At 74.1% G+C, this 17,301-nt stretch carries 17 protein-coding genes and 1 pseudogene; 9 read left to right on the forward strand and 9 right to left on the reverse strand.

What is annotated here, in order from left to right; translation table 11 throughout:
• Positions 1-239 precede the first annotated feature (239 nt).
• The gene (locus OO52_RS13330; RefSeq protein ID WP_030644053.1) at positions 240-566 is read left to right on the forward strand and encodes a hypothetical protein; all 327 of its coding nucleotides are present in this window, start codon (positions 240-242) and stop codon (positions 564-566) included.
• A gap of 187 nt (positions 567-753) precedes the next feature.
• On the opposite strand, the gene OO52_RS13335 is transcribed toward OO52_RS13330, so the two are convergent.
• The gene (locus OO52_RS13335; RefSeq protein ID WP_030644055.1) at positions 754-1,335 is read right to left on the reverse strand and encodes a histidine phosphatase family protein; all 582 of its coding nucleotides are present in this window, start codon (positions 1,333-1,335) and stop codon (positions 754-756) included.
• A 253-nt stretch (positions 1,336-1,588) separates the two neighbouring features.
• Here OO52_RS13335 and OO52_RS13340 point away from each other — a divergent pair, with 253 nt between their 5' ends.
• Positions 1,589-2,842 carry an MFS transporter gene (locus OO52_RS13340; RefSeq protein WP_234339805.1) on the forward strand — a complete coding sequence of 418 codons (1,254 nt, stop codon included), beginning with the start codon at positions 1,589-1,591 and terminating at the stop codon, positions 2,840-2,842.
• 57 nt (positions 2,843-2,899) lie between these two features.
• Here the strand turns inward: OO52_RS13340 and OO52_RS13345 are convergent, their stop codons facing one another.
• Positions 2,900-3,787, reverse strand: coding sequence for an endonuclease/exonuclease/phosphatase family protein (locus OO52_RS13345; RefSeq protein ID WP_030644059.1), 888 nt, complete (start codon positions 3,785-3,787; stop codon positions 2,900-2,902).
• A gap of 672 nt (positions 3,788-4,459) precedes the next feature.
• Here OO52_RS13345 and OO52_RS13350 point away from each other — a divergent pair.
• Positions 4,460-4,939 carry an ATP-binding protein gene (locus OO52_RS13350; protein WP_030644061.1) on the forward strand — a complete coding sequence of 160 codons (480 nt, stop codon included), beginning with the start codon at positions 4,460-4,462 and terminating at the stop codon, positions 4,937-4,939.
• Positions 4,940-5,027: 88 nt separating this feature from the next.
• Positions 5,028-7,100 carry a SpoIIE family protein phosphatase gene (locus tag OO52_RS13355; RefSeq protein WP_030644063.1) on the forward strand — a complete coding sequence of 691 codons (2,073 nt, stop codon included), beginning with the start codon at positions 5,028-5,030 and terminating at the stop codon, positions 7,098-7,100.
• 42 nt (positions 7,101-7,142) lie between these two features.
• On the opposite strand, the gene OO52_RS13360 is transcribed toward OO52_RS13355, so the two are convergent.
• Together OO52_RS13360 and OO52_RS13365 are read right to left on the reverse strand one after the other, a co-directional pair.
• Positions 7,143-7,595: a YbhB/YbcL family Raf kinase inhibitor-like protein gene (locus OO52_RS13360; RefSeq protein ID WP_030644065.1), complete on the reverse strand. Its 453-nt coding sequence runs from the start codon at positions 7,593-7,595 to the stop codon at positions 7,143-7,145.
• 98 nt (positions 7,596-7,693) lie between these two features.
• Positions 7,694-8,173, reverse strand: a pseudogene (locus OO52_RS13365) (sigma-70 domain-containing protein); the annotation flags it as partial.
• Between the two features lie 211 nt (positions 8,174-8,384).
• Here OO52_RS13365 and OO52_RS52010 point away from each other — a divergent pair.
• Genes OO52_RS52010 through OO52_RS13385 form a run of 4 tightly spaced genes read left to right on the forward strand, consistent with a single transcriptional unit; the run spans position 8,385 to position 11,609 of the window.
• On the forward strand, positions 8,385-8,888 hold the full coding sequence (locus OO52_RS52010) for an NUDIX hydrolase (protein WP_234337786.1): 504 nt from the start codon (positions 8,385-8,387) through the stop codon (positions 8,886-8,888).
• Positions 8,885-10,318 carry a phosphotransferase gene (locus tag OO52_RS13375; protein ID WP_078877082.1) on the forward strand — a complete coding sequence of 478 codons (1,434 nt, stop codon included), beginning with the start codon at positions 8,885-8,887 and terminating at the stop codon, positions 10,316-10,318. The genes OO52_RS52010 and OO52_RS13375 overlap by 4 nt, the downstream gene beginning before the upstream one ends.
• Positions 10,315-10,821, forward strand: coding sequence for an NUDIX domain-containing protein (locus OO52_RS13380; protein WP_030644074.1), 507 nt, complete (start codon positions 10,315-10,317; stop codon positions 10,819-10,821). Before OO52_RS13375 ends, OO52_RS13380 begins: the two co-directional genes overlap by 4 nt.
• The gene (locus OO52_RS13385) at positions 10,818-11,609 is read left to right on the forward strand and encodes a PIG-L deacetylase family protein (RefSeq protein ID WP_051818399.1); all 792 of its coding nucleotides are present in this window, start codon (positions 10,818-10,820) and stop codon (positions 11,607-11,609) included. The genes OO52_RS13380 and OO52_RS13385 overlap by 4 nt, the downstream gene beginning before the upstream one ends.
• Here the strand turns inward: OO52_RS13385 and OO52_RS13390 are convergent.
• The 3 genes from OO52_RS13390 to OO52_RS13400 form a co-directional block, all read right to left on the reverse strand.
• Positions 11,584-12,567, reverse strand: a complete 984-nt coding sequence (locus OO52_RS13390) for a threo-3-hydroxy-L-aspartate ammonia-lyase (RefSeq protein WP_030938475.1) — start codon at positions 12,565-12,567, stop codon at positions 11,584-11,586. The two genes, OO52_RS13385 and OO52_RS13390, sit on opposite strands and share 26 nt — an antisense overlap.
• A 77-nt stretch (positions 12,568-12,644) precedes the next feature.
• Positions 12,645-13,829, reverse strand: a complete 1,185-nt coding sequence (locus OO52_RS13395) for an alanine racemase (protein WP_030644079.1) — start codon at positions 13,827-13,829, stop codon at positions 12,645-12,647.
• Between the two features lie 14 nt (positions 13,830-13,843).
• Complete coding sequence (locus tag OO52_RS13400) at positions 13,844-14,548, reverse strand: helix-turn-helix transcriptional regulator (RefSeq protein ID WP_420711434.1); 705 nt, start codon at positions 14,546-14,548, stop codon at positions 13,844-13,846.
• 111 nt (positions 14,549-14,659) lie between these two features.
• Between OO52_RS13400 and OO52_RS13405 the strand changes: the two genes are divergently transcribed.
• Complete coding sequence (locus OO52_RS13405) at positions 14,660-15,439, forward strand: thioesterase II family protein (RefSeq protein ID WP_030644083.1); 780 nt, start codon at positions 14,660-14,662, stop codon at positions 15,437-15,439.
• Positions 15,440-15,513: 74 nt separating this feature from the next.
• Here the strand turns inward: OO52_RS13405 and OO52_RS13410 are convergent, their stop codons facing one another.
• Both OO52_RS13410 and OO52_RS13415 read right to left on the reverse strand, forming a co-directional pair.
• On the reverse strand, positions 15,514-16,014 hold the full coding sequence (locus OO52_RS13410; protein WP_030644085.1) for a peptidylprolyl isomerase: 501 nt from the start codon (positions 16,012-16,014) through the stop codon (positions 15,514-15,516).
• 124 nt (positions 16,015-16,138) lie between these two features.
• Positions 16,139-17,212, reverse strand: a complete 1,074-nt coding sequence (locus OO52_RS13415; RefSeq protein WP_030644087.1) for an NAD(+)/NADH kinase — start codon at positions 17,210-17,212, stop codon at positions 16,139-16,141.
• Positions 17,213-17,301 lie beyond the last annotated feature (89 nt).

The following is a 17,301-nucleotide window of genomic DNA, read 5'->3' on the forward strand; positions in this document are numbered from 1 at the left end:
CAAGGGGTTCACAATCCGTCATTAGTCATTTCGAGTGACTTACGGGGTTCGTGCCGACGGGTGACCCGCGTACGGCGGCCGGGTGACGGCTCGTCGCCGGAGATGAAAGGATGATCGCCTTCTGAGGCGACACCGGGGCGGACTCCCCGGGAGGGGAGTGGCGCGGCGTGCCCGACAGGCCGGCGGAAGAAGCGGCAGGCGCGGCGGCGGAGAAAGCCGGTGCGGCGCCGTGCCGGGTCGTGGTGTGCCGGGACTGCTGCTGCGGCAGCCCCAAGGTGACCGGCGTCGATCACGCGGCGCAGACCGCGCGGCTGCGCGCCGAGGTACCCGTGCGCGTCTCCGACTGCCTCGACGTCTGCGACCAGGCCAACGTCATCGTCGTACAGCCGTCCGCCGCCGGCCGGGCCGCCGGTGCGCGGCCGGTCTGGCTGGGGCTCGTCAACGACCCGGACGCGACCGAGGACATCGTCACCTGGGTGCGCGCGGGCGGCCCGGGGGTGGCTCCGCTGCCGGACATCCTCGACCTGTACGCCTTCACACCGCCCGGGCGGCGCGCGGATCCCTGAGACCCGGGCCGGGCGGGGACCGGTCCTGGCGGCGTGCGGGGAGGCGTCCCGGCCGGCCACGGGCGCGAAGGGGCGAGCGGTTCCCGCCGCACACTGACTCCCGCCGGCCACTCGAGGGGCCCTCCGGGACCATCCCCGGCGGGCCCTCGGCTCGTCCCGGTGGGCACAACCCCCGGTCGGCAGGCGGCTATTCGGTCTCCGGCGCGGACAGCGGACGCCCCAGCCGCAGATTCCACCGCCCGGCCCGGCCGCTGAGTTCGGTGACGGTCAGGGGCGGCACGTCGAGGCGCCAGAAGGCCGCGACGGGCATGCCGAGTGCCTCCACCACCGCCGCCCGTACCACCTCCGGCTCGACCACGGCGAGCGTACGACCCTCCAGGTCCCGTGCGCCGGCCAGCCGGCGCCCGACCCGCGCGCACAGCTCCCGGACCGACTCACCGCCGTGCGGCGCGTACCCGGGGTCGGTGAGCCAGCGGCCCACCGCGTCCGGTTCGGCCGCCCCCACCTCGTCCAGGGTGCGGCCTCGCCAGCGGCCCACATCGAGACCGGCCAACTCCGGTACGGGCACGCCCTCCAGGCCCAGTGCCGTGGCCGTCTCCAGGCAGCGCACGCTGGGGGAGGCGAGCACACGGGCCGCGGAGGGCAGCGACCCGGCCGCCGAACGGGCCCTCGCGGCTCCGCCGGCGTCGAGCGAGCCACCGTCGTCGAAGCGGGCCTGCCGCAGCGACGCGCTCATCGCGGGCGAGACGAGAAGGACTCGACTGGTCACGCGGTCGCTCCTGTCGCTGGTGCCGTGGGGACTCGATGCCGAAGGGTAACGGCGGCGCGCCCGGGGTGCGGATGGTGGAGCGGGACACAGGACCGGGACACCGGACAGGGCGTCCGCCGGTGCCCGGGCGCCGGCGGACTCGGCGGGGCTGTCGTGCGGGGTGGCGGCGCGGTGCTGCGGGGCGGGCTCTCTCTCGCGTTCGCCGAGCGTCGCGAGGCATGCTGGGCTGGGCAGTCGCGGAGGTGGTGTGGGCGTGCGGGCAGCGCGGGCCGAGGGGCCGGACCCCGTGCGGCCGGGCGGGATCGGGCCGTGGCGGTTCGTGGTGTGGTTCGGCCTGGTCAGTCTGCTCGCCGACTTCGTGTACGAGGGTGCCCGCTCGGTCACCGGCCCGCTGCTGGCGTCCCTCGGCGCCTCCGCGCTGGTCGTCGGCGTGGTCACCGGCGCAGGTGAGGCGGCGGCGCTGGTGCTGCGGCTGGTGTCCGGGCCGCTGGCCGACCGGACGCGCCGCTTCTGGGGCCTGTCGATCGGCGGCTACGCGCTGACCGTGCTCTCGGTGCCCCTGCTGGGCGTGGCCGGCGTGTTGTGGGCGGCCTGCGTCCTGGTGATCGCCGAACGGGTGGGCAAGGCGGTGCGCTCCCCGGCGAAGGACACCCTCCTCTCGCACGCCACGGCCGCGACCGGACGCGGCCGGGGCTTCGCCGTCCACGAGGCGATGGACCAGGTGGGCGCGCTGGTCGGTCCCCTGACCGTGGCGGGCGTGCTCGCGCTGAGCGGGAACGCCTACGGCCCCGCGCTCGGCGTGCTCGCCGCGCCCGGCGCGGCGGTGCTGGCGCTCCTGTTCTGGCTGCGGGCGCGGGTACCGGACCCGGAGGCGTACGAGCGGCAGGCGACGGCCACGCCCGCCCCCGCGCCGGACGGCCCCGTGCCCGCCGCTCGTCCATCCGCCGGTCGCCTGCCCGCGGCCTTCTGGTCGTACGCGGCGTTCACCGCCACCACGACGGCCGGCTTCACCACCTTCGGCGTGCTGTCGTACCACCTCGTCCAACGGCACCTGATGACGACCGCGTGGGTGCCGGTGCTGTACGCGGCGGCGATGGCCGTGGACGCGGTGGCCGCCCTCGCCACCGGCTGGCTGTACGACCGGATCGGCCCACGGGTGCTGGCGGTCCTGCCCGTGCTGGGCGCCGCCGTACCGGCACTGGCGTTCACGCACACCGTCGCCCCCGCCGTGGCCGGGTCGCTGGTGTGGGGCGCGGCGACGGGCATCCAGGAGTCCACGCTCCGGGCGACGGTCGCGGACCTGGTGCCCTCGCCGCGCCGGGCGACGGCGTACGGCGTCTTCGCCGGGGTGGTGGGCGGCGCGAGCCTGGTGGGCGGCGCGCTGACCGGAGCCCTGTACGGCTACTCGGTCCCGCTCCTGATCACGGTGGTCGCCGCGATCCAGGCCCTCGCGCTCGCCCTGCTGGCCGTCACGCGCGGAACGGACACCAGGAGGCCGCGGCCGTAGGAGCCCGAGACCGCGGCGGGCACCGGCGTCCGGACGGCCCCGCCTTTGCTGACCGGTTCAGTGGCCCCGACGGTGCAGCAGGAGGTCGGCGACCACCGGGCGGTGGTCGGAGGCCGTGGTCGCGGACTCGCGGGCGCCGGTGACGGTGACGTCCCGTGAGACCGTCACGAGGTCGATGCGCTTGACCGGGTCCACCGCCGGGTAGGTCTTGCCGCCACCCGGCGCCGCGTCGGCCAACGGGCCCCACAGCCGGGCCAGTTCAGGCGCGTCCGGCTCGGCGTTGAAGTCGCCGAGGAGCACCTTCGGGCCGGAGTCCTCGGCCAGGACGCCCAGCATGTCGTCGACCTGGGCGCGCCGGACCGAGGGCTCCGGGCGGTAGTCCAGGTGGGTCGCGTACACGTGCACCAGGGTGCCCCGGACCTTGACCGCCACCTCGGCGAAGCCCGGCGCGGGGGCCGGCACCGGGTCGGGCGTCTGGGTGGACAGCCGGGTGATCTCGTGGTTCCACGCACCCCGCACCGGCAGGCGGCTCAGTATCGCGACGCCGTACTGCCGCCGTTCCCCGCCGGGCGTGGCCGGGGGGAGGTCGTAGATCGGCGCGAAGAAGAACCGCATCCGCAGCTTTCCGGCCAGTTCCCGGGCCTCGTCCGTGAAGTCGCTCCGGGCACCCCAGTGCACGTCGACCTCCTCGAGTGCGATGACGTCGGCGTCCAGTTCCCGGATCGCCGCCGCCGTGCGGTCGAGGTCGAAGACGTTGTCCTGACCGGCTCCGGCGTGGATGTTGTACGTGGCCACGCGCAACGGCACACGGGACGCGGCCGGTCCGGCGCCGGCCACCCGGTCCGCCGCGGTCGCGCCGGGCGCTGCCGCGCCGAGCGCGGCGGTGGCGGCGAGCACGGCGGCGGCCAGCACCCGGCAAGCGGCGCGTCGGGGCTTTCGGTCCACTGAGTCCTCCAGAGGGTGGTCGTTGTAGGTCGGCTGGGCGGTACGTCTGCCTCAACCCGGCGGAGCGGGCGCCGGGTTGCCTGTACGACGTGCGGAAGTTCCCGGGGCCCGTGCCGGTCCGCCCACCGCAGGCGCCCTGACGCCTGCGCCCGGTCGTCCGCGCCGGAGCCGGACGACGCGCGGTCGGCCCCGCTCAGGCTGGGCGTGCCGAGCACGAGACCCACGAGGGCCAGGACGACGGAGAAGTCCTCCCCCTGTTCGTTCGACGCGGCCCCGGCGCCGGTCGGCCGGTCGGTCACCGGACCGCGGGCCACGGCGGGCTCCCGGTCCGTCACGGCGTGCAACGACCGGTCGGCCTCCCGGAGCGCTCCGGCCGGTCCCTGTCGCCGTCCCGCCGTCCCGCCGCGAGTCCCCGTCCCGCCGTACCTCGTCGACCATCGGCCCCCCGCCGCCCGCCCGCCTCGTCCCCGCATGATGCCTGCCCGGAGGCCGCCTGACCACCAAGCCGTCCGTGACCGCACCCGGCGGCCCGGTCTCCGTCCGGGCCGGTACCGCGGCACGCGCCCGTGCCGACGTCGCTCCTGTCTTCCCCGTCGCCGGCATGGCCGGATACCGGCCGTTTCTGGGTACACGCGAGGTAGGGATCAGGCGCTCGGGCAGAGGGCGGTTGGTATGGACGAGGTGGCCCGGACCGGGGACCGGCGGACGGACCGTGCCGGACTCGTCATGACCTCCGCCGCGTACGAGGGCAGCCCCGCCGACATCGCCGCCGCCCGTGACCTGGCGCGCGCGTTCCTGACCCGGGCGCAGGCCGATCACGGCCTGCCGGTGTCGGAGCGGGCGATGGGCGTGGTCCAGCTCGTGGTCAGCGAGCTGGTCACCAATGCCTGCAAGCACGCGCCGGGGCCGTGCCTGGTCGATCTGGAGCTGTCCGGGGACAGCGTCGGGATCACCGTCTGGGACACCGCGCCGGTGCTGCCGGTGGCCAAGGCGGCCGATCCGGGGCGGGTGGGGCAGCATGGGCTTGAGATCGTGATGGCCGTGTGCCAGGGCTTCGAGGCGCACCGGGAACCGGTCGGCAAGCGGATCACCGCGTCCGTGATGCTGGCGGACGACCCCGGGGGAGACGTGGCCGGCCGCTCCCCGGTGTGACGACCGGTGCGCGGCCGCCGCCTCGTACCGGTGGCCCCCCACGGGCCGCGGCGCGTGCTCGTACCGAGTGGCAGAGGAGAAACGGCGTATGGGTGGAACGGACGTCTCCCGGCCCGACCGGGGCCGGCCCCTCGCCGGTGTCGGCGCGTCGCCCACCGGCCTGCTCGATCTGCTGAGCGTCGCCGCGGTGGTGCTGGACACGAACGGGCGCGTGGTCTTCTGGAGCCCCCAGGCGGAGGAGCTGTTCGGTTACACCGCGGACGAGGCGCTGGGCCGGTTCGCGGCGCGGCTGCTGGTCCACGAGGAGCACTGGGACGAGGTGATCACGCTGTTCGCCGAGGTCATGGAGTCCGGCACCGACTGGGCCGGGGCCTTCCCGGTCCGGCACAAGGACGGCAGTACGCGCCTGGTGGAGTTCCGCAACATGCGCCTGCTCGACGACCTCGGCGACACCTACGCCCTGGGCCTGGCCGTGGACCAGGCGACCGTGGCCCGGGTGGAGCGGGGCGTCGCCCTCTCGGCACGCCTGGTCACCCAGTCCCCGATCGGCCTGGCCATCCTGGACACCGACCTGCGGTACCTGACCGTGAACCCCGCACTCGAACGCATCCACGGCCGGCCCGCCGCGGAACACCTCGGCCGACGGGTCGGCGACATCCTGACCTTCCTGGACGCCGAGGCCATCGAGGGCCGGCTGCGGAAGGTCCTGGAGACCGGGGAGCCGGTGACCGACCGGTACGTCGTGGGCCGCCCCACCACCGATCCGCACCGCGAGCACGCCTGGCTGGTGTCGTACCACCGGCTGGAGGACGCCGCGGGCCGGGTGCTCGGCGTGGCCACGTCCGTCATCGACGTCACCGAGCGGCACCAGGCGACCATCGCCGCGACCCGGGCCCGCAACCGGCTGGCTCTGATCGCGAGCGCCTCCGCCTCCATCGGTACGACCCTCGACGTCGAGCAGACGGCGCGCGAGCTGGCCGGGGTCGTCGTACCGGACCTGGCCGACGTCGCCTCCGTCCACGTTCTCGACAGCGTCCTGCGCGGACGCGCCCCCTCCGTCACGGGTCCCGCCCGCTTCCGGGCCGTGGCCACCGCCGCGGCGCACGCCGCCGAAGCCGCGCACGCGGCCGAACCGCCCGGCAGGGTGGCCACCTACGACAGCGACCGCTTGCTCACCCGGTGCGTGCGCACCCGCCGGCCCGTACTGGTGGCCGAGACCACCCGCCAGGACCTGCGGCACATCGCCCGCACCGACGAGGCGGCCTCCCTGCTGGAGACGACCGGGGTGCACTCCTACCTGGCCGTGCCGCTCCTGGCCCGCGGAGAGGTCCTGGGAGCCCTGAGCCTCGCACGCGTCGGGACCCCCGCGCCCTTCGACGACGACGACACGCTGCTCGCCTGCGAGCTGGCCGGCCGCGCCGCGACCTGCATCGACAACGCGCGCTGGTACCAGAGCGCGCGCAACACCGCCCTCACCCTCCAGCGCCGCCTGCTCCCGCAGCTGCCGTCCCGCCTGCCCGGCCTGACGATCGCCTGCCGCTATCTGCCGGCCGGAGCCGTCAGCGAGATCGGCGGTGACTGGTTCGACGCCATGCACCTCCAGGGGGACCGGACCGCCCTGGTCGTCGGGGACGTGATGGGCAGCGGCATCAACGCCGCCGCCAGCATGGGGCAACTGCGCAGCGCCACCCGCGCGTTCGCCGGGCTCGACCTCGACCCGGCCGAGGTGCTCCGGCAGCTCGACCGCCTCACCGAGGACGTCGAGCACACCATCGCCACCTGCGCCTACTGCCGGTACGACCCCGAGCAGGGCCAGTGCCGCATCAGCCTCGCCGGTCATCTGCCCCCGGCCCTCGTCCGGGCGGGCCGGCAGGCGCAGCTCCTCGACCTGCCGACCGGTGTGCCGCTGGGTGTCGGCGGTACGGCCTTCGAGACCACCGCGTTCGACTTCCGCCCCGGTGATCAACTCGCTCTCTACACCGATGGCCTGGTCGAAACCCGCTGCGACCCGATCGACGCCCGTCTCGGCACCCTTGTCGACGCCCTGACCGCGACGGCCGACAAGGATCTCGGAGAGACCTGCGACCGGGTCCTGGAGAGGCTCCGGCCCCCGGGCGGCGACGACGACGTGGCTCTGCTCGTGGCCCGCGCGGAGGGCTGAACCCGTCGGGCCGCGGGACCCGCGTCCGCGCCGGGGCTGTGGTCAGCGCTGGTACAGGCCGACGAGGGTCCCCTCGGCCACCTGCCGCGCGTCGAGCACGGCGTGCGCGTCCCGGGCGGTCGCCCGGTCCGGGAGCGAGACCGGCGCGGGGAGGGCGTAGAGCCGGAAGAAGTACCGGTGTGCGTCGTCGCCCACCGGGGGCCGGGGGCCGCTCCAGCCCGGTTCCCCGAAGCCGTTGCGATGCGGTCGGCCGCCCTGTGGCGTCTCGCCCGCGGCCACGCCCCCGGTGCGGGGATCGATGCCGGTGACGAGCCAGTGCAGGAAGGTTCCGGACGGCGCGTCCGGGGCCTCGCACAGGAGGACCAGCTCCGCCGCGTCGTCCGGTACGCCAGACCAGGTGAGCGGCGGGGAGACGTTGTCCGCGTCCTTGGCGTGGCGGCGCGGAATCCTGCTGTGGTCGCTGAACGCCGTGCTGCTGAGTTCGATACCGGACATGTGTCACGGAGTACCCGACGCGGGCACAGGCATACGGCATACCGGACATACGGCACGTGTCGGTACGACCGTCCCGCACCCGGGACGTGCTCGTGCCGTCAGCCCGCCCACTCCAGCAGGCGTTCGCCGGCCTCGGGCGCCCGCAGCCGGCCGAGGGACTCCTTCTCGAGCCGGCGGACGCGCTCCCGGGTGAGCCCCACCTGGTCGGCCACCTGCTGCACCGTGCGGGGATGCCCGTCGTGCAGCCCGTACCGCAGACTGAGGATCATGGCCTCACGGGGTGCCAGCGTGCCCAGGACGTCCCTCAGCTCCTCGGCGAGCGCCCGGTACTCGGCGACCTCCGGAGCCTGCAGCACGTCGGCGGCGGGGATGAGATCGCCGACCACGGTCTCGCCGGTGTCGTCCACGGGCGTGTCCAGACTGAGGGTCTGCCGCCCGACACGGCGCAGCCAGGCGACACGCCCCTCGTCGAATCCGCTCTCCCGGGCGACCTCGTCGTCCGTCGGCTCATGACCGAGACGCAGGTACAGCCGCCGTTCGGCCTTCGCCAGCTTCCGCAGCTCCTCCACGACGTGCATGCGGTGGCCGGCCCACCGCCCCGCGACAGTGGCGTTTCGGCCAACCGCGTCCCCGGCGCATCTCTTGCCGGACAAGGGTCCGTGCACCCCGCATGGTCCGGGACCCGCTCTGTACCGCGGTTCGCGATCCGTCCGAAACACGTGTGTTCGATATCGCGGCCCGGTCGTTGAACCCGACGACGCAACCGGACGACCGCCGAGGGGGACCGCGGTGACCTGGAACCTTCGCACCGGCAGGGAAGCGCCCCGCCCCGTCGCACACGACGACCAGCCGTCCCGGACCGAGCTCCAGGTGATCGGCGTGCACCTCTACCTGGAGGACGAGGAGGGCAGGGTGCTGCTCGGCCTGCGGCACCCCGACTCCGCTTACGCCGGCCGGACCTGGCACTTCCTCGCGGGGCACTGCGAGCGGGAACCGGCCGTCGGCTGCCTCGTCCGGGAGGCCCACGAGGAGGCCGGGCTGGTCATCGACCCGTCCGACGCGCAGTACGCGCACGCCGTGCACCTCCTCGACGGCCCCGGCGCACCGCCGCGCATGCAACTGGTGTTCCGCGTACGCCGCTGGCAGGGCACCCCGGAGGTGCGCGAGCCCGACAAGTGCCTGGCCTGGCAGTGGTGGTGGCCGGAGAGACTGCCGGAACCGATCGTCCCCTACACCCGCGCCGCGATCGACGGGATCCGGGCCGGCCGGCCGTACACGGAGCTGGGCTGGTGAGGGAGACGACCGCCGCCGAGCCGCAGGCGACCGGCTCCGGCCGCGAGCGGCACCGGGAGCCGCTGGACGTCCACCTCGTCCTGCGCAGGGAGACCGCCGGCGCCCCCGAGGTCCTGCTGTCCCGACGCGCCGGCTCCGTCTATGCCGCCGGGCTCTGGCACCTGCCGTCCGGGCACCTGGACGGACCGCACGAGGACGTCGTCACCGCCCTGGTCCGCGAGGCGCGGGAGGAGACCGGCGTCATCATCGACCCGGCCGACGTCCGGGCCGCCGTCACCGTGCACCACCGCGGCCCCGGCGGGCGCTCCCGGACCGGCTTCTTCTTCGAGGTCCGCCGGTGGACGGGCGAGCCACGGATCGCGGAGCCTGAGGTGTGCGACGCGATGACCTGGGTCCGTCTCGACGCCCTCCCCGCCGGCATGGTCGCCTACTGCAAGGCAGGCCTCGACGCGTACGCGGCCGGTGCCCGTCTCGCGGTGCACTTCCAGCAGCCGCGGGACGCGATCTCCTACGATCCCGCCGCCGACCGGCTGCACGTCGTCCCGGACGTCGACGCGTGCCCGGCGTCCAGCCAACCCGAGCCAGCCGTGCGGGAGTTCGCCGAGCGCGCGGTGGGGCGGATCACCGCCTGGACCGACACCGGCTGGGCGCGCGCGGGCAGCCGCGTCTGGCGGGCGCGCGGCGCGCTCGGCGGGACGTGGTACGTGAAGGTCCATCAGAACGACCGCTTCCATGCGCGGGAGGTGCGGGCCTATCGCACCTGGACCCTGTCGCTGGGCGCCGCCGCACCCCGGCTGGTGGCGCCCGACGCGGGGCTGCGGGCCGTGGTGGTCACGGCGCTGCCCGGCCGGCCGCTGCACGGCGCGGTCCTCCCGCCCGAGGAGGGACGCACGGTCTTTCACCGGGTCGGCGCGCTCGCCCGGCTGATCCACGACAGCGCGCCGGCGCGCCCCGCACCCGCCGGAGCCGACCCGGCCGTGGCCAAGGCCGACCGCCACCTCGCCGAGGCGCGGCCCCACCTGCGACCCGGTGACGAGGAGTTCGTCCGCGCGCTGCTGGACAGGGCGGCGACGCTGTCACCACCGGAGTGGGTGGAGACCCACGGTGACCTCCAGCTCCGCAACCTCCTGCGCACCGACGACGACGCCCTGGCCGTGATCGACTTCGAGCGCAGTGAGCCCGGGCCCGCCGTACGCGACCTGGTCCGGCTCGGCGACGCGTGGGCCGGGCGCCCGGACCTCCGGGAGGCGTTCTTCGCCGGGTACGGCAGGCAGCTCACCCCGGCCGAAGCGGAACGCCTGACGATCGCCTCGGCTCTGGACGCCGTGTCCGGAATCCGGTTCGGCGCCGCGCACGGCGACCCCGAGCTGGTCGAGCGCGGTCGACGCACCCTGGCCCGGCTGCGTGCCGATGGAAAGGAGACGCCGTGAGCCGTGTCTGGCTCCCGCCCGAGCAGTACGCCGAACAATTGATGAAGGCGACCGGATTCGCCTGCGTCCACTTCACCGACGAGCGGGACCGGCCCGTCCAGCTCCACTCCCTGTACAGCCCCGAGCACCCGTGGCAGATGCCCGGCGGCACCATGGAACCCGGCGAGCGGCCCTGGGAGACGGCGGTGCGGGAATGCCACGAGGAAACCGGCATCACGGTCTCCGGCCCGCCACGGCTGCTGGCCGCGGTCTACGGACTGCCCGGCGACGAATGGCCGTACAGCACCATGGGCCTGATCTTCGACGGGGGCAGCCTCAGCGACGCACAGATCCAGGGCATCACTCTCGACCCGGAGGAGCACGACGAGTTCCGCGTGCTGCCGCTGGAGGCGTGGCGACCGCTGATGCCGACCCAGGACTTCGCCCGCCTGAACGCCGTGACGAAGGCCCGCCGCACGGGCGCGGCCGAGTACTTCGACACCTGGGACTGGGGGCAGATGTGAGCAGGAGACCGACGTGGCCGACGCCGACACCGCAGGAGAGCGGCCCGGCAGCCGGCGTGCTCGCCGTCTTCGCGCACCCGGACGACGAAGCTCTCCTCGCCGGCGGCGTGCTCGCCCGGCACGCCGCCGCGGGCGCCCGCACAGCCGTCGTCACGGCCACATGGGCGCCCGGCAGTCCGCGCGCGGGCGAACTCGCCGACTCGCTTGCGGCCCTGGGCGTCCGCGAGCCGCCACGGATGCTCGGCTACGCCGACCACCGGGTCCCCGACTCCGCTCCCGGTCGGCCCCGGTGGTGCGATGTGCCGCTCGACGAGGCAGTCGGCCGCCTCGTCGCCCACATCAGGGAGGTCCGGCCCGAGACCGTCGTCACCCACGACGCCTACGGGCAGCTGACCGGGCATCCCGATCACCGGCACACGCACCGGATGGTGATGCTCGCCGTGACCGCCGCCGGGCTCGGGCAACTGCACCCCGAGGCGGGTGAGCCCTGGCGGCCCCGGGCCGTCCGGCTGGCGACCCATCCCCACGCGGCCGTGGCCGAGCTGGGTGAACTCCTCGACAGTGTCGGCAAGTCCGTGCTGAGCGTGCCGGACGACCACGTCACCGACATCGTGGACGTCCGGCCGTGGAGCGACCGGAAGTGGGCCGCGATCCTGGCGCACCGCAGCCAGGCGGAGGGGGAGCGCGCCCTGCCCGCGATGCTCTCCCGGCTTCCGGCGCAGACCCGCGGTCGCCTGCTCGGCACCGAGTACTACACCGGCATCACCCTCGGTCCGGGCGTGCCGTGAGCGTGGTGAAGCGGTCCACGTCGATGTTGCCGCCGGACGCGATGATGCCGATCCGCCGGGGTGGGTTCTCGACGCGTCCGGCCAGCAGGGCGGCCAGGGGCGTCGCGCCGCTCGGCTCCAGGACGATCTTCAGGCGTTCGAAGGCGAAGCGCATCGCGGTGACGATCTCGGCGTCACTGACGAGGGCGATGGCGTCGACCAGCCGCTGATTGAGGGGGAAGGTGATCTCGCCGGGCGTGGCCAGGGCCTGTCCGTCGGCGATGGTGTGCGGGACCGGGACGGTGACCCGTGTGCCGGCCTCCAGCGAGCGCTTGGTGTCGTCGCCGGCCTCCGGCTCGACACCGATGACGCGGATGCCCGGGTGCAGTGCGGTGGCGGCGGTGGCGCTGCCCGCGATGAGGCCGCCACCGCCCACGGGCACGAGGAGAGCGTCCAACGGACCGGTCTCCTGGAGGAGTTCCAGCGCGGCGGTGCCCTGGCCGGCGATGACGTGGGGGTGGTCGTACGGCGGGATCAGGGCGAGGCCGCGGTCCTCGGCCAGGGCGTGGCCGAGCGCGGTGCGGTCCTGCGTGTAGCGGTCGTAGGTGACGACCTCCGCCCCGTACCCGGCGGTCGCCTCCCGCTTGGAGCGGGGGGCGTCCTCGGGCATCAGGATGACGGCGGTGGTGCCCAGTTCCCGGGCGGCCAGCGCGACGGCCTGGGCGTGGTTGCCGGAGGAGTAGGCCGCGATGCCCTTGGCCAGCTGGTCCGGGGGCAGTTGGGCGGCGGCGTTGTAGGCGCCGCGGAACTTGAAGGCGCCGATCCGCTGGAAGTTCTCCGCCTTGATGAACACCTCCGCCCCGACCAGCGAGTCCAGCGTGCGGGAGGTGAGGACCGGGGTGCGGTGGGCGATGCCTTCGAGGCGGGCGGCGGCCTCGCGGACATCGGCGAACGTGACGGGCGGTGCGGTGGCGGCCATGAGCGTCCTCGAAGTGTCCTTGACGGGCGGGGAGACGGGTGGGGGAGTGGTGCGGGGGAGACGGGCGGCGGGCGGGGTCACCAGCCGGTGACGCGAGGCCAGTACGCCTCGATGCCGGGCGCGGGCGCTTCCGTGCCGCGGGAGCCGTCGACGACCTGGTAGCCCTGATGCTGGGCCGCGGTGGCGCAGGCGTGGTTGGGCAGGACGCGCAGGCGGGTGCCGATGGGCAGGTCGGGCAGGGCGGCGCCGTCGCGGGCGGTGAGCGTGCCGTGTTCCTGGCTGGCGGCGGTCATGACCAGGTCCGGGATCAGCGTCCCGGACAGGTCGGTGACCAGGCCGTACCCCTGGTCCTGCGGCTGGACGGCGGTGCCGCGGTCGCGGGACATGGCCATCCAGCCGCCGTCGGTGACGATCCATCCGTACTCGGGACGGTGGCCGATGACGGTGACCACGACCGACAGGGCGAGGTCGGCCAGTCCGCAGACGCCGAGGCCGGCCATCACCAGGTCGAAGAACACGTAGTTGCCGGCGCGGATTTCGGTGACCCCGGTGAGGTCGTCGGCGGCGTGGGCGGTGGGGGTGGAGCCCACGCTGACGGTGGGCACCGGCAGGCCGGCCGCCCGGAGCCGCTCGGCCGCGGCGACCGCGGCATCACGTTCGTTCCGCGCCGCCTCGCGCCGTTCCTCGGCGGTGTGGCAGAAGTACGACTCACCCGCGTGGGTCAGTACGCCGTCCAGGCAGCCCGCGTCGTGCAGGATGCCGGCGATTTTGGTGAGCCCGGGGGCGTCGGGCTCGAGACCACCGCGGTGGCCGTCGCAGTCGATCTCGATCTGGGCGGGAAGGGTGACCCCGGCCTCCCGCGCGGCGGCGGCGACGAACGTCGCCTGCTCGGCGCTGTCCAGCAGGACGCGCAGGGTGACACCGCGGCGCGACAGGGCGATGACACGCGGGAGTTTGTGCGGTTCGATGCCGACGGCGTAGGTGATGTCGCGGTAACCGGCGCCGGCGAACGCCTCGGCCTCGGCGAGGGTGGAGACGGTGACGGGGCCGGGGGAGCCGTCGTGCAGGAGGGCGGCGGCGTCCAGGCTCTTGGCCGTCTTCACATGGGGGCGGAGGACGACCCCGAGGCGGTCCGCCCGCGCGCGCAGGCGGGCGGCGTTGTGCCGCACCCGGTGCACGTCGACCACGGCGAACGGGGTGTCGGGATCGGCCAGGGTCTGGGCGGCGGGGGAGGACGGCGCAGGGGCGGGCCCGGTCGTCATGGGCAGGTGACCTCTCACTTCGCGTAGTTGTAGACCGTGGCCCGGGACACGCCGAGCAGGTCGGCGATGGTCTGCGCGGCGTCGCGCGAGTCGAAGTAGCCGTCCCGTTGGAGCTGCCGTACGAGTGCCTTCTTGTCCACCCGGCTCAGCGAGCGGGGCGTGGCGGCGCGCTCGGCGGCCCGGGCTTCCACCGCCTGGCGCAGCTCGCGCGCGGCGCGGTCGCGCAGCGTCTCCAGGGGCCGGTCGCGGTGCTCGGTGTCCGTGGCCACGAGGTTGGACAGGGCCAGGGTGACCGGGGACAGGACGGACACGTCCAGGTTCAGGCACAGGGCCGCGACGTACTCGCCGGCGGCGTTCTTGATGCCGATGGAGGTGCTCTTCGCCGGGCGGCCGTCGGGGAACTGGTTGGGATAGTTCTGGATGACGCTGGGGTACTGCGGATCCGCGATGCGGGCCAGGCCCAACTCGGTCGCCGAGTCGCCCACCTGACGGCCGGACAGGTTGTTCTCGATCGCGCGGATCGCGTGGTCCGGATCGCGCAGGTCGTGCAGCACCACCTCGCACAGGCCGGGGAACATGCGGCCCAGCGCGACAGCGATCTTCTCGGCCTCCCGGATGAGGTGTTCGTCCGCGCGGTCCTCGCCCGAGTCGTCCTCGCCTGAGCCGTCCTCGGCCGCGCCGCCCTGGGACACGTCATCCTCCGTAGACTCGTCGTCCATCTCTGGACTTCGAGTCTAAGGAGAGGGATGTGGTGGGTCAACCGCGATCACTCGTGATCGGATGAAGGGGCCGAGGGCGGCACCTGCCTTCCGTTCCACCGAGGGGGACACATGACCGACCGGTCCGGCGCGGCACACCGGTTGTGGCTGCGCGGCTTCCACCAGGCGACACCGGGTGCGCCCAGGCTGCTCTGCCTGCCGCACGCCGGCGGCTCCGCGAGCTTCTACTTCCCCGTCTCCAAGGCGCTGTCGCCCGCGGTCGACGTGCTCGCGGCGCAGTACCCCGGCCGCCAGGACCGCCTCGCGGAGACCCCGGCAAAGTCCGTCCAGGAACTCGCCCAGGGAGTGTTCCGCGCACTGGGCGAACGCGACGACACGCCCCTCGCGCTGTTCGGGCACAGCATGGGCGCCCTGGTCGGCTTCGAGCTGGCCCGGCTCCTGGAGTCCGCCGGGCGGCCTCCCGCGGTGGTCTTCCTCTCCGGCCGCCGGGGCCCGTCCGTGCACCGGACCGAGACCGTCCACCAGGGCGGCGACGCCCGGCTGATCGAGGAGGTCGGCAAGCTGGAGGGCACCGACGCCGCCCTGTTGCAGGACAAGGAGTTGCTGGAGATGATCCTGCCCGCGCTGCGGGCCGACTACCGCGCGGTGGAGACCTACCGGCCCGCCCCGGGACCGCGGTTGAAGTGCCCCTTCGTCGTGCTGACCGGCGACGCCGACCCCCGGGTGACCCCCGAGGAGGCCCGGCGGTGGGACCAGGAGACCGACGGCCCGTTCGAGCTGCACGCGTACCCCGGGGGCCACTTCTACCTGGTGGCGCAGCAGCAGGCCGTGGTGGACCGCATCGCCACGACGCTACGACGGCTCGGTCCCGGCGGCGGAGCGGTCGCCTGAGCCCGCGGCCGGGACCCGCCGAACAGCGCGGGGCGGCACCGGTGGACCGGTGCCGCCCCTGCGGTGGGTGTGCGTCAGCCGAGAACCTTGGCGGACTCGATGACCACGGACTCGGTGGGGACGTCCTGGTGGCCACGACGGCTGCCCGTCTTGACCGACTTGATGGAGTCGACGACGTCCCGGCCCTCGGTGACCTTGCCGAACACGGCGTAGCCCCAGCCGGTCGGGGACTTCGCCGAATAGTTGAGGAAGGCGTTGTCCGAAACGTTGATGAAGAACTGGGCCGTCGCGGAGTGCGGGTCGTTCGTCCGCGCCATCGCCACGGTGTAGTTGTCGTTCTTCAGGCCGTTGTCGGCCTCATTCTGAATCGGCCCCTGGGTGGGCTTCTGGTCCATGTCCGGAGTGAAACCGCCACCCTGGATCATAAAGCCGTTAATTACCCGGTGGAAAATCGTGCCGTCGTAGTGGCCGCTGCGCACGTACGACAGGAAGTTCTCGACGGTCTTGGGCGCCTCGGCGTCGTTCAGTTCCAGCACGATGCGGCCGAAGTTGGTGTTCAGCTCGACTGTCGACATCAAAAATCTCCTTATTCCGGTGGGGCTCGCCCCACGCCTACGGTACGGAATATACGACCACAGGGCACATGGACCGCGCCGCAGCACCCCGTGGTTCGAACGGCCATCCGTCCGGGTCATGACCTCAGGACAGCCGGGGTGCGTCGCTGGGCGCCGGGGGCAGGGCCAGATGGGCCAGATCGGCCGGTCGTGGCGTCGTCACCGGCCACAGCGGAGCGGCCTCCCCGTCGGCCAGCGCGGCCGGCGCGTCGGTGAGGTTCATGCGCTGGCGCAGCCGGCCGTAGAAGTCCATCGGACCCAGCCGCACCGCCTTGAGCCGGCGCGGGGCGGCGTAGACGCCGATCCAGTCGCCGGGGCCCAGCACCCCGCGCAGCTGGCCGTCGATGCTGACCGCGGCCTGGCCCGACCGCTCCAGCACCCGCAGCGCGATGGGCTCGTCCGGTGCGGCCACCACCGAACGGTTGAACACCATGTGCGGCGCGACCGGCGTGAACACCAGGGCGTCCGCGCGCGGCGAGACCACCGGACCGCCCGCGGCGAAGCTGTACGCCGTGGACCCGGTGGGCGTGGCCACCAGCAAGGCGTCGGCCGAGTAGGAGGCGAGCAGCCGGCCCGCCAGATAGACCCCGACCGACACCTGCCGGTCCCGGGCCAGCTTCTCCAGGACCACGTCGTTCAGCGCGGTGACGTTCAGGGCGACACCCCAGTCGCTGCCCGACTCGCACTCGCCGCGCACCTGCGGCGGGGGCAGCAGCGGTCCCCGGCCGTACCGCAGCAGCGCCTCCATCTGCGCGGGCACCTGCAGCCGGCACGACGCCCGCAGGGTGAGGAGCATCCGGCTCTCGATGTTGATCCGCTCCTCCCGTACGGCGTCCAGCGCGTCCCGCACCGCGGGGGCGGGGACCTCCGTGAGGAAGCCGACCCGGCCGAGGTCGACACCGAGCACCAGGGCGTCGTTCTCGGCGGCCAGCCGCGCACCGCGCAGGAACGTGCCGTCGCCGCCCAGGGTGACGATCAGGTCCGGATCGCCCGCGCTGTCGACCTCCTCGCGGGCGCTGTGCCGCGCCCCCTCCTGCCACACGTCGATGTCCGCACATCCCACCCCGTGCTCGTCGCACCACGCGCGCACGGCCCTGGCGGCGGTCGCCGCCTCGGTGCGCCCGCCGTGCACGACCAGGCCGACACGGTTCACCGTCATACCCGTACACCGCCTCCCAGCCGGTTCGTACCGGGCGCCATCCTCGCCGCGCACCGCGCCGGCCCGCCGCACGCCACGCCGCCGCCGAG

Origin of the sequence: Streptomyces flaveolus, from assembly GCF_000716535.1 — a bacterium.
Taxonomy (GTDB): Bacteria; Actinomycetota; Actinomycetes; order Streptomycetales; family Streptomycetaceae; genus Streptomyces; species Streptomyces flaveolus_A.

Coding starts and splice junctions, on each gene's coding strand:
- OO52_RS13390 (WP_030938475.1), bottom strand. CDS start 12,567: ATGGCCGCCACCGCACCGCCCGTCACGTTCGCCGATGTCCGCGAGGCC.
- OO52_RS13410 (WP_030644085.1), bottom strand. CDS start 16,014: ATGTCGACAGTCGAGCTGAACACCAACTTCGGCCGCATCGTGCTGGAA.
- OO52_RS13395 (WP_030644079.1), bottom strand. CDS start 13,829: ATGACGACCGGGCCCGCCCCTGCGCCGTCCTCCCCCGCCGCCCAGACC.
- OO52_RS13405 (WP_030644083.1), top strand. CDS start 14,660: ATGACCGACCGGTCCGGCGCGGCACACCGGTTGTGGCTGCGCGGCTTC.
- OO52_RS13400 (WP_420711434.1), bottom strand. CDS start 14,548: ATGGACGACGAGTCTACGGAGGATGACGTGTCCCAGGGCGGCGCGGCC.
- OO52_RS13415 (WP_030644087.1), bottom strand. CDS start 17,212: ATGACGGTGAACCGTGTCGGCCTGGTCGTGCACGGCGGGCGCACCGAG.
- OO52_RS13355 (WP_030644063.1), top strand. CDS start 5,028: ATGGGTGGAACGGACGTCTCCCGGCCCGACCGGGGCCGGCCCCTCGCC.
- OO52_RS13360 (WP_030644065.1), bottom strand. CDS start 7,595: ATGTCCGGTATCGAACTCAGCAGCACGGCGTTCAGCGACCACAGCAGG.
- OO52_RS13350 (WP_030644061.1), top strand. CDS start 4,460: ATGGACGAGGTGGCCCGGACCGGGGACCGGCGGACGGACCGTGCCGGA.